2 protein-coding genes and 7 pseudogenes are annotated in these 12,364 nt (G+C 40.1%); all 9 read right to left on the reverse strand.

All coding sequences use genetic code 11. The features are described 5' to 3' along the window. Positions 1-435: 435 nt before the first annotated feature. A pseudogene (locus AFK68_RS40030) lies at positions 436-645 on the reverse strand (hypothetical protein); the annotation flags it as partial. Position 646: 1 nt separating this feature from the next. Further along, positions 647-1,140 (reverse strand): annotated as a pseudogene (locus AFK68_RS42790) (NAD-dependent epimerase/dehydratase family protein); the annotation flags it as partial. Positions 1,141-1,312: 172 nt separating this feature from the next. Then, a pseudogene (locus AFK68_RS40035) lies at positions 1,313-1,872 on the reverse strand (SDR family oxidoreductase); the annotation flags it as partial. Between the two features lie 671 nt (positions 1,873-2,543). Continuing rightward, positions 2,544-4,452, reverse strand: a pseudogene (locus AFK68_RS46825) (tetratricopeptide repeat protein); the annotation flags it as partial. Between the two features lie 75 nt (positions 4,453-4,527). Further along, positions 4,528-5,789: pseudogene (locus tag AFK68_RS28485) on the reverse strand (glycosyltransferase); the annotation flags it as partial. Between the two features lie 6 nt (positions 5,790-5,795). Next, positions 5,796-6,343: pseudogene (locus AFK68_RS42795) on the reverse strand (tetratricopeptide repeat protein); the annotation flags it as partial. A 126-nt stretch (positions 6,344-6,469) separates the two neighbouring features. Next, positions 6,470-8,344: pseudogene (locus AFK68_RS28490) on the reverse strand (tetratricopeptide repeat protein); the annotation flags it as partial. A gap of 780 nt (positions 8,345-9,124) precedes the next feature. Then, entirely contained in the window at positions 9,125-10,024 is a 900-nt protein-coding gene (locus tag AFK68_RS28495) for a calcium-binding protein (protein WP_094677112.1), read from the reverse strand. A 361-nt stretch (positions 10,025-10,385) separates the two neighbouring features. Next, the gene (locus AFK68_RS28500) at positions 10,386-10,688 is read right to left on the reverse strand and encodes a hypothetical protein (protein ID WP_094677114.1); all 303 of its coding nucleotides are present in this window, start codon (positions 10,686-10,688) and stop codon (positions 10,386-10,388) included. Positions 10,689-12,364: the final 1,676 nt, after the last annotated feature.

The following is a 12,364-nucleotide window of genomic DNA, read 5'->3' on the forward strand; positions in this document are numbered from 1 at the left end:
TTCTTGCATTGTTAAATATGAAAATTATATTATAGTATAGTTATAATTAAAGCTTGTAGTAGGGCTTTAGCCCCAAATTATAGATAGGGTTAAAGCCCTACTACAAACAAAAACTTTTTTATCAGTTATTATCGGGACATGATATAACCCCCCTTTTTCAAGCTATCCCTGATCAGGAACTCCTCAAACATTTTTTTGATAGGGAGATGGGGAGGGATGGGGAGAGAAAAGGGTATTTTTAAGATTTACTCTCCCGAAATACCCATTTAATGGCATTTTAGTTAATCATGGAACAGTTTTACTCTCATAAAAAATAAATATTATAAATTCTTCCCTCCTGACTCCTGACTCATAACTCCTGACTCATAACTCCTGACGCCTGACTCCTGACTCCTAGGCACAAAGCCAGTGTAGCAATATTTAATGAAATTGATATTATTGATACCAGAAAAAATCTTGGTCAATTTGCTGGGTACGAAGGAGATACTCTAGTTGTTTGAGACGAGTAAATCCTCTAAATTCAAATGTTTCTTTAGTCATGTCAATTTGCTTGAATATATTCAAGAATTGCCTAGCACCACTTTCAGCATTCCAATCACATTTAAATCCTGGTAAGTTCTGGTTAATCTTCTCAAAAGAAACCCGNTACCAGAAAAAATCTTGGTCAATTTGCTGGGTACGAAGGAGATACTCTAGTTGTTTGAGACGAGTAAATCCTCTAAATTCAAATGTTTCTTTAGTCATGTCAATTTGCTTGAATATATTCAAGAATTGCCTAGCACCACTTTCAGCATTCCAATCACATTTAAATCCTGGTAAGTTCTGGTTAATCTTCTCAAAAGAAACCCGATAGCTGCGGTTATCTGGGTCATGCTTACCAAAGCTTAGTTGACAACCCGTAAACACATCTGCTACAATTTGTGCAATTTCTTTGACTTGATAGTTACTATGGGTGTCGCCAACATTAAAGATTTGGTTATGAACTATGTCCCGTGGTGCTGCCAAGGTGCAGAGAATAGCTTTGCAGATATCCAACAGGTGGACTAAAGGACGCCAAGGTGTACCATCGCTAGTCATCTTGATTTCTTTAATTGTCCAAGCCCAAGCTGCTAAGTTATTTAAGACAATATCAAAGCGCATTCTGGGAGAAGCTCCATAGGCGGTGGCATTCCGCAAAAAGGTAGGAGAAAAGCCGTCATCAGCTAGCAGTTTAACATCTTGTTCCACAAGTCCTTTACATTTGGCATAAGCAGTTTGAGGATTGATGGCAGACTCTTCGTTAACGTAGTCTTGACTGGCAAAACCATACACNGCTGCTAAGTTATTTAAGACAATATCAAAGCGCATTCTGGGAGAAGCTCCATAGGCGGTGGCATTCCGCAAAAAGGTAGGAGAAAAGCCGTCATCAGCTAGCAGTTTAACATCTTGTTCCACAAGTCCTTTACATTTGGCATAAGCAGTTTGAGGATTGATGGCAGACTCTTCGTTAACGTAGTCTTGACTGGCAAAACCATACACGCTACAGGAAGACGTGTAGATAAAGCGACGCACTCCAGCAGCCTTAGCTAGCTCCGCCAAACGGATTGAGCCTTTATGGTTAATATCATATGTAATATTAGGCGCTAATTGGCCAAGGGGGTCATTGGAAAGTTCCGCCATATGAACTACTGCTTCTACCCCTTGGAGGTCTTCTGCCGTAATGTGGCGAATATCTTTGTTGAGGGTTTTGGCTGTTAGTTTAGTGCCATTGTACAACCAACCTACCTTATAAAACCCAGTGTCTACGCCAATTACTTCATGACCCTCTTGCATTAACAGAGGGGCGAGTAATGAGCCGATATATCCTTCAGTTCCAGTTACAAGTACTTTCATTTCCTCAAATCCTCAGCTTTGATTGTAGTTTGTTCTTACTTGGTTTCAGTATTAATACTGTATTTATTTTTGTCTTTAGGTACTAATGATAAATTAGCAATAATTGCTTCCCTTAGGAGGGCTGCCTCATCTTGAATTAACCAAGCGAATAACTTTGCTACGGCTTGGGGAGAGCGATCTATTTTGAGAGCCTCTTGGAGCATACGCAAAGCCCCAGTAAGACTGCCAGCTTTCAGAGGAATTATTACCCTTCTTTCGAGAAGATATTTAAAGTTATAGCTGCGGGCTTTTGCCGTAATTTCTGCACAAATATCAACAGGAAGATAGTTCTCAGGAATCTCAATGGCGCGCCGGATAAATATTGCATGATTTCCAGATAAAAACAGTTGATTTGTCATTTTGTGCGTATCCAAATTGGTATCCAAACGGTAACGAGCCAAAATTTTGGGTTCGTACCAACAATCATAAAAAGTAGCAATGCGTTTACAGAGTTCCCATCCATTGAGGTCAGTTAACTCAGGGCTATAGCCTCCCAAGCGTTCAAAAGTTGCTCGGCGAGTGACAATCGCTGGAGGTCTTAATGGATTAGTCACACCAATCTGTGATAACCAATTGGGAATGATACCCCTTTGTTCTCCATACCAGTGAACTATATCCCCTTTAGAAACTANAAAAAGTAGCAATGCGTTTACAGAGTTCCCATCCATTGAGGTCAGTTAACTCAGGGCTATAGCCTCCCAAGCGTTCAAAAGTTGCTCGGCGAGTGACAATCGCTGGAGGTCTTAATGGATTAGTCACACCAATCTGTGATAACCAATTGGGAATGATACCCCTTTGTTCTCCATACCAGTGAACTATATCCCCTTTAGAAACTACTTCCCCTTTCTCATTGATATTTTCAAATCCTGTAAAAGCTGCTCCGACGGAATCAGGGAGTCCATCAAGACTTTGCTTGAGGCGAGAATAAAAATCAGGGAGAACATAATCATCATCATTAAGTATGTGAATCCACTGACCGCGACTGAGGGCAACGCCTGCATTGTGGTTTCCAATAAGCCCAAGATTTTCCGGATGGCGGTAGTAGCGGATTACCCCTCCCCCAAGAGCATTCACCAGTTCAAAGAGCGGTGGTGTACTGGCATTGTCTACAACCAGAATTTCCATCTCCTCTTCTCCTGGCCATTGCAATAACACACTAGCCAGGCATTCCAGTATATAGTCGCTCCGGTTATAGGCAGTGATTGCCACACTCCAGAAAGGTCGTTTTTCCTTTTGAACCGATACCGGCGCAATTGCTGGGAACGAATAACTCCCTACCGTAACCTCGCCTTGGGGAATCGATGGTGTCACAGGAACTTCATCGGCCATTGCAGATTTCCCGTAAGCTTCTATTGCTGAGGCATAGTGAGGATTAAAGCGAATTAATCCTTGTCGATAAATCGAAATGGCTTTTTCTAAGTTGTTTTGCTCTTGATAAATCTTACCTAAATTATTGTAAGCATCCCATAAAGTGGGATTTAGTTCTAAGGTTTTTTGATAGCAAGCGATCGCTTCTTCTAGATTACCTTGTGCTTGCAGCGCCATCCCCAAGTGATAATGAGCCTCCACAAAATCTGGTTGTAGGGTAATTGCCTGCTGGTAGTAAGTTATCGCATTTTTGAAATCCCCAGCTTGCTTCCCAGCAACACCCAACTTGTGATTTAATTGTGCATAGTGAGCCTGTTTTTCTTTTGAGAGTTTTCCTTGGGCATATAGGGCATTACCCAAATTGATATCGGCTTCAGTAAATTCAGGTTTCAAGTCTAAAGCCTTTTGATAGCAGGCGATCGCTTCTGACCACTTGCCTTGTTGTTGCAGGGTATAGCCCAGATTATTGTGTATTGCTACTAGCTTCGGTTGTAGGGCTAAGGCTTGGCGATAAGCTGCCTCTGCTGCTGGTAACTGACCTTGAGCTTGACGCAAATTGCCTAAACTAAACCAAGCCTTGAGATGATCCGGCTTAACCTGCACTGCTTTATTCAAAAACTTCTCAGCCTCCTGAAGTTGATTGTTTTGCTGCGCTAACACACCTAATCCATATAAAGCATCGGGGTGGTCAGGTTGTTCTACCAACACCTGAGAGTAACTTTCCTCCGCCTCGACTAATCGTTTTGCCTGATGATGTTGAAGCGCAAGTTGGAGAGTATCAGAAAATTTTGTCTCATCAATTTTTTTAGACAACTCAATCGTTTTCTTACTCGGCTCTATTCTCAAATTTTCTAAAGGTAGTGATATCAGCTGTTGGACAATTTCATCTCGCAAAAGAGATGCTTGATCTTGTCTTAGCCAAGTAAATAGTTGTGCCACTGCCTCTGGAGAGTTGTCAATAGCAAGAGTTTCGCGAAGCATACAAAGTGCCCCGTTGAGATTCCCTCCATCCAAAGAATTTTGAGTATCTGCAAGACAGTGAGTGAAGTAGACCTTGCGGGCTTTTTGTGTCAGTTCTGCACAATGTTCAGGTGGAAGATAGCTTTCCGCAATCTCAATGGAGCGACGAATAGAGGCCGTTCTAACGCCAGAGACAGAAAGCTTGGTTCTCATACTCTGGGAATGTTGTCGATAATGGACTAAGATTTCCGGCTCATACCACCAATCATAAAAAGCTGTAATGCGTTNGTGAAGTAGACCTTGCGGGCTTTTTGTGTCAGTTCTGCACAATGTTCAGGTGGAAGATAGCTTTCCGCAATCTCAATGGAGCGACGAATAGAGGCCGTTCTAACGCCAGAGACAGAAAGCTTGGTTCTCATACTCTGGGAATGTTGTCGATAATGGACTAAGATTTCCGGCTCATACCACCAATCATAAAAAGCTGTAATGCGTTTATAAAGTTCCCAATCTAGAGTAGCTGTCAACTCAGGATGATAAGCTCCTAGGTGTTCATAGGTTGCCCGACGAATAACAACTGCAGGTGGATTCAAAGGGTTGGCTACACCTATCTTTTGCAGGAAGTTCTCAGCGATCCCCCTGTCTTTTCCATACAATTGTTGGCGGAAAACAATTTCTCTTTTATCATTAATATTTTCATAACCTGTGAAAGCTGCCCCAACAGAATCTGGGCAAACTTCTAAACTTTCCTTGAGGCGGTCATAAAAACCTGGCAAGACATAGTCATCATCATGAAGTAGGTGAATCCACTGACCTCTAGTCAGGAAAATTCCAGCATTCCAAGTTCCCTGCTGCCTTAAATTTTGCGGATTCCGGTAGTAGCGTATTACTCCTTGCCCAATAGTATTCACCAGTTCAAATAGTGGTATTGTACTGGCATCGTCTATAACAATAATTTCCATATGCTCTTCCCCTTGCCATTGAGCCAAGACGCTGACAAGACATTCGAGCAAATAGTCAGTCCGATTATATGCAGGGATAACTACACTCCAAAAAGGTCGTTTTCCTGTATCATCTGCGACTGGGGGAATCGCAGGGAAGGGATATTCCCCAACAGTTACCTCTCCTTGGAGAATTGGTGGTGTCGTCGGCACTTCTTGGGTAGTCTCAGAACCCTGGTAAGCTTCTACTGCTGTGGCATAGTGGGGATTAATTAGCTCTAAACCCTGCCGATAAGCAGAAATTGCCTCTTTGAGGTTGTTCTGCTCTTGATAAATTTTGCCTAAGTCGAGGTAAGCTTCCCCATAGTTAGGATTCAGTTCTAAGGCTTTTTGAAAGTAAATCTTGGCATTTTGTAGATCCCCTACTTTTTTGCGACCAAGACCCAAATTGTGATTTAATTTTGCATAATCAGCTTGTTTTTCTGGGGAGAGTTTACCTTGAGCATGGAGTGCATTCCCTAAATTAACATCTGCCTCAACGCAGTTGGGCTGTAATTCCAAAGCCTTTTGATAGCAGCTTATAGCCTCTTCCCATTTGCCTTGTTGCTGCAAAGTGTNTTTTGTAGATCCCCTACTTTTTTGCGACCAAGACCCAAATTGTGATTTAATTTTGCATAATCAGCTTGTTTTTCTGGGGAGAGTTTACCTTGAGCATGGAGTGCATTCCCTAAATTAACATCTGCCTCAACGCAGTTGGGCTGTAATTCCAAAGCCTTTTGATAGCAGCTTATAGCCTCTTCCCATTTGCCTTGTTGCTGCAAAGTGTAGCCCAGATTGTTATAAATTGAAACAGCATCTGGCCGCAGAGCGATCGCTCTTTTGTAAGCGTCTTCTGCTGCTGGTAACTGTCCCTGAACTTGACGCAGATTACCCAAAGTAAACCAAATCTTAACCGAGTCTGGCTGAACTTGTGCAGCTGCATCCAAGAATTTCTCAGCTTCTTTTAATTTACCTTGCTGCTGCGCTACCATACCTAAACCGTATAAAGCATCTGGATGGTTTGGCTGCATTGACAAAACTTGATGGTAGGCTGACTCGGCTTGCTCTAGATGATTCTCTCTATGCTCTTGAGTTGCTATCCGTAAGGTTTCAGCAACATTAGCCATTGCTGATTTTCTTGGTTTGCCAACAGCATTCAGCAAAAAGTCCTCTAAGGATCGGATTGGCTCTAGGTCTCCATATAATCTATGCTTATTCTGGGCAATTAACTCAGATATGTGTTGACGATATTNATGGTAGGCTGACTCGGCTTGCTCTAGATGATTCTCTCTATGCTCTTGAGTTGCTATCCGTAAGGTTTCAGCAACATTAGCCATTGCTGATTTTCTTGGTTTGCCAACAGCATTCAGCAAAAAGTCCTCTAAGGATCGGATTGGCTCTAGGTCTCCATATAATCTATGCTTATTCTGGGCAATTAACTCAGATATGTGTTGACGATATTCAGCATCTTTTCCCATACGGACAGCAATTTGTACATATTCTTCCTTACTAGATGCGATCATTTCTTCAATACCCATCATCTTCAGAATTGCCATGGAATGCCTTCCCCGCATCAATTCCCCTGGAAGAGTGATAACAGGTACATTAAGAGCGATAGATTCCAAAGTAGAGTTGCATCCCGACCAACCAATGCTATCTAGGAAGACATCTGCCATGTTTGAAACGCTAGCGAATGCTCTAGGATGCATAGCGGGTAAAAATATGCAGTAATCTTGATAATTCAGAGCAAATTCCTGAAAAGCATGGCTTAACCGCTGGCGAAAAACTTCAGTAACCTGCTCACCTGAATGATGTTTTATAAATACAAACTTACAATTGGTTAACTCTTGGGCAATTTTAGGAAAAACATCATCATGGTTCGGTAAATATTTATATAAAGACTGGCAACACCAGAACATAATTTCATTATCGCTGATGCCAATATCTTTTTTGCTAATGACATCATATTCAGTTACCAAAGGCGTGTAATAAATAGATAAATTTGGTAATCTGACTAATTTTTCTGTATAGTGTTCTTGAGCATTTTCTGGTTCCATTAAGTCACTGCTCAAGTAATAGTCAATGGTTGGAAAACCACTGGTTTGAGGATGTCCCCAAGAAGTGATTTGAATGGGAGCTAGTCTCAAACAACCCAGTTTGAGTGTCATATGATCCATCCCAAATTCTGGGAAAATCAGGATATGTAAATTATCTTTGTAAATTAGCTCGCCCCATTCTTCAAGTGAAAAGGAGCCTTGAGTGAATTTATCAAATTCTTGTGCTGCTTTTGTAGTATTAATATCTCGTTTTGTACTTGTGTGATATGCAAATAATTCAAATTCACTCCGATCCAGATTTTCTATCCAACCCTTGATAGGAATTTTCCAATTAGAATGACTGTAAAAAAATTTAGAAACTAAACCAACACGAACTTTATCATTTGGGTTTAAATCTGGCAAAGGAATATCTTGACTCCATTGGGGATAGCTATTTGACATGATATGAACCAGCATTTCCCCATAGGTTTGCTGTAAATATCGGTCATTTAAGCCTTGATAAGCTAGATAAAAAGGCTGTATTGAGCCTACTGCTTCTACAGCCTTTTTTAACTCTTGGTCACTAGATGATTTATAACTTTGAGCTAATTCTTGTAAGTCTCGCTTATAATTATTTCGTTTAAGATTTATTTCTGTAAGACTGGAATAGATAATCGGCAGTTGACCTATGACAATGCCAAATTTGGCTGGAGACAAATCAGGTTGAAGCTCTAAAGCTTGCCGATATGTTTTTATTGCCGCATCTAAATTTCCTTGGTCCCGGAAGGAATTTCCCAAGTTACAATAAACATCAAGAAAGTTCGGTTGAATTTTTAAGACTTGCTGATAGCATTCGATCGCGGCTTCAAAATTACGTATAAGTTTAAACGCACAGCCCAAATTGTAATGAGCCTCAAGAAATTCAGGTTGAATTTTTAATGCTTGCTTATAGCATTCGATTGCTTTTCCTAACTTGCCTTGGTCCAAAAAGACATTTCCTAATTTGAAATGTTCTTTGGCGTTAGAGTCTGATACCATAATAACTTCATAAAAATATACTATTATATTTGGTAGTCCTGTAAAAGAAATCATATTCCCTTGACTACTTGACTTTTTTTAGGATATCACTACTTGTACACTACTACCCNTAAATCATATTCCCTTGACTACTTGACTTTTTTTAGGATATCACTACTTGTACACTACTACCCTAATATTTTATCCTATATTGTTACCCCGGATGTAACTCTTTTAAAAGCCCCCTCCGCGAGTTTTTTTTTTATAAACATCTTTATTTACAAAAGCTTTAAAGCTTTCTGTAAAAGGAATACACCCCTCTCTAAAATAATCTAACTTGACAAAAACTCCAAGCAATGTATGAGCAAAATCTGATTTTTGTTATTTACGCGCTGGCGAAGCCATATCCCTGCGGGATAGCTACCTAGTTCTAAGGTTTGAGATACACATACATAGGTTGTCCATCTTGTTAAGTTTTATGTTAAAAAAGATTCTTATATTTATATATAGATAGGTGTAGTGAACCGTTTCAGTTAAAATAGTGCATTAGCTTTTTTCGTAATCACCTCATTTTCTAAAGCAACATTTAAGATGAAACAGTCCAGTAGGTTAGGCGCTTACTTACCCTGACTCACCAAACTCTTAACTATCCGCCGCAACCCACCGAACATACCGAATATTAAGCACTAAGCGCTTTCTTAATCTTTGCTTGTGCATTCACTCTCTAAGGTTTGAGGCACACATACATAGGCTGTCTATCTTGTTAAGTTTTATCTTAAGAAAGATTCTTATATATAGATAGTTCGTATTAACCAGGGATGTTTCGTTCCATCTCAAGCAGGAAGAGATTTATCTTTATACACCGATAATATCTGTTTGGGGATTCACACTTGCTCCAACAAACACAGCAATTACCTCCGGTCCGTTCGGATTAGTAGTTTCGACAAGCACTGTACCGAAAGGAGCGGCCAAGGGTAGATAGTCCGCTCCCGAACTGAAGTTTAGTTGAATCTTATCTATACCAGACTCGAAGTCTCTAATCTCAGCATAGTCATCGAACCCAGCACTGGAATAATAAACACTAAGGCCATCGCCAAGAGCAAATATATCTTGAACGCCATCGCCGGCATTACTTGTTATGGAACCAGAACTGTTAACCGAACCGCCACCGATTAAGATATCTATCTCAATGTTTCCTACACCCCCACCAAATCCATTCAGGAAATCTTCACCTGTACCACCAACGAGGAAATCATTCACGAAGTTTGGGTCAGGATTATTAATATCTCCATTAGTACCTCCCGTGAGAACGTCATTACCATCACCCCCAAACATTACATCACTGCCAACACTTCCAGAGAGATTATCATTTCCGCCACCCCCCAAAAGTATGTCATCACCAAGGCTTCCAGAGAGAAAGTCAATACCCTCTCCTCCATCCATAACATCGTTACCTAAGCCCCCAAGTAAATTATCTCTGCCATTGCCCCCATCAATAACATCGTCACCTGATCCCCCAACTAAATTATCTCTGCCATCGCCCCCATTCAACACGTCATTGCCGAAATCCCCATTCAAATTGTCATTGCCGCCCCCACCATTAAGGACATCGTCACCGAAGCCTCCAAATATTCTGTCTGTTTGATTTCCACCAGTCAAATTGTCATTACCATCTCTGCCATAGATAGTATTGCGTGTATTAGAGTCAGCTAAATTTTCCGTATCATCTCCGTTAGTTAAAAAAAGAGTAGCCATATTATCTCCTAAAGTGTTGAATTAAAATTACTGAAATATACAGGACTTACACATTGCCTCTATTATATATAGATGGTGTATTTTGGTAATTATTTCAGATATATCTACATACAATTAGTGCCTTTGCGTAAGTGCTAATATAAATAGCTACGCTAAAGGAAATTCAAGAGTATTAAGATTCCCTTAGAAACTGTTGTTATGAAAAGAAGCAAGAATTAATTGCCTATTTCTATAATTCCTACAGATGTTTATGGCTCTATCCAAGCTCGGAAAAAGCTTCCATAAATTTCTATGACATCTGAAATCAATTTTTCTTCAAGTTCCCATTTCGCCACGGTCGAAATCAAAGAACTTTACTTACTTAGTAACTGATAGAAGCTATAGATTCAGATAGAGCGAAAGTGCTCTTAGTTTCTGCGTCTACTTGAGCATTTGTGAGGGTGCTGGAGAAGCCTGCACTACCACCGAAAGTGTCAGCAGTAGCAATTGATTGAGCCACAAAACCTTGGATATTCAGATTGGTAGTCAATCTCTTAGTTACTGTTTCGTAAATATTCTTATCAACATATACAGTTAAATCGTAGTTGTTAACAGTACTGTCACCACGACCACCTAATACTTCAGCTTCAGCAGATTCTAAGTAGTTTAATTCGGAAATAATCATTGTCTTTCTTCTTATTTGTTTTTGAAGTATTCAAACAACTTTCCTTTGTTTGACATTTTTAATATAACTGGAATTCTCAGGGAATGGTTGCCATTTTGGCAGATGTATTTTCAAATACATTGGTACAGGTTGAAAACCTTTGCTAGTCACACTTTATCTGTTTCAGTATCTGCTAGGGTGCGTATTTACGGTTCATATCTGCTGGAAAGTCCTGTAACAATCTATCGTCACCCACCATGGCATCAGTTTACCTAGATTTACCCTTTCCGCCATGCTCAATTATCCCAAGGTGCAAGGCGTTCATAGACACTATTGGGTCNATTGGTACAGGTTGAAAACCTTTGCTAGTCACACTTTATCTGTTTCAGTATCTGCTAGGGTGCGTATTTACGGTTCATATCTGCTGGAAAGTCCTGTAACAATCTATCGTCACCCACCATGGCATCAGTTTACCTAGATTTACCCTTTCCGCCATTGCTCAATTATCCCAAGGTGCAAGGCGTTCATAGACACTATTGGGTCTGTAAGTTTCCGTTCAACCATAAACATAAAAAGAGGCAATAATTAATTGCCTCTTTCTATAATTCCTAATCAAGAATTACTTATTACTTGTAGATAGCAGCGATAGATTCAGATAGAGCGAAAGTGCTATACTTAGCTGCGTCTACTTGAGCATTTGTGAGGGTGCTGGAGAAGCCTGCGTTTCCACCGAAAGTGTCAGCAGTAGCAATTGATTGAGCCACATAACCTTCGAGGCTTAGATCTGTAGTCAATGTCTTAGTTACTGTTTCGTCAATATTCTTATCAACATCTACAGTTAAGGTGTAGCTGTTAACAGTAGTGTCACCACGACCACCAAATACTTCAGCTTCAGCAGATTCTAAGTAGTTTAATTCAGAAATAATCATTGTGTTTATCCTTAATTTTTTTNCTTGAGCATTTGTGAGGGTGCTGGAGAAGCCTGCGTTTCCACGTCTCGTGGGGTTCATAGCAATTGTTTGAGCCACATAACCTTCGAGGCTTAGATCTGTAGTCAATGTCTTAGTTACTGTTTCGTCAATATTCTTATCAACATCTACAGTTAAGGTGTAGCTGTTAACAGTAGTGTCACCACGACCACCAAATACTTCAGCTTCAGCAGATTCTAAGTAGTTTAATTCAGAAATAATCATTGTGTTTATCCTTAATTTTTTTTCTCAAACAGTTTTGTTTTGTTTGACATTTTTAATATAACTGGAATTCTCAGGGAGTGGTTGCCATTTTGGCAGATGTATTTGAATAAAATTATCGGGTTTTTGAGCACATGAAAAATTGCTTAATTCTTTTGGGAGAATTAAGCTATGTTGATAGTATTTCCTGGGGAAATACCAATTACTATCGGCTCTGGTGTGGCTTTCAAATGTCAACTAAGAGCTACTCCACCAGAAATTATATTGATATTTTTCTAATTTATCAGCTTACCCAGATTATTGTTGCCAGAATGGCACAATTGTCGAACAACATCGCGCTACGTGAATTTGTGAGGAAATTGGTACAGGTTGAAAACCTTTGCTAGTCACACTTTATCTGTTTCAGTATCTGCTAGGGTGCGTATTTACGGTTCATATCTGCTGGAAAGTCCTGTAACAATCTATCGTCACCCACCATGGCATCAGTTTACCTAGATTTACCCTTTC

Origin of the sequence: Hydrocoleum sp. CS-953 (assembly GCF_002260545.1) — a bacterium.
In the GTDB taxonomy this organism is placed as follows: Bacteria; Cyanobacteriota; Cyanobacteriia; order Cyanobacteriales; family Microcoleaceae; genus Trichodesmium.

Coding starts and splice junctions, on each gene's coding strand:
- AFK68_RS28495 (WP_094677112.1), bottom strand. CDS start 10,024: ATGGCTACTCTTTTTTTAACTAACGGAGATGATACGGAAAATTTAGCT.
- AFK68_RS28500 (WP_094677114.1), bottom strand. CDS start 10,688: ATGATTATTTCCGAATTAAACTACTTAGAATCTGCTGAAGCTGAAGTA.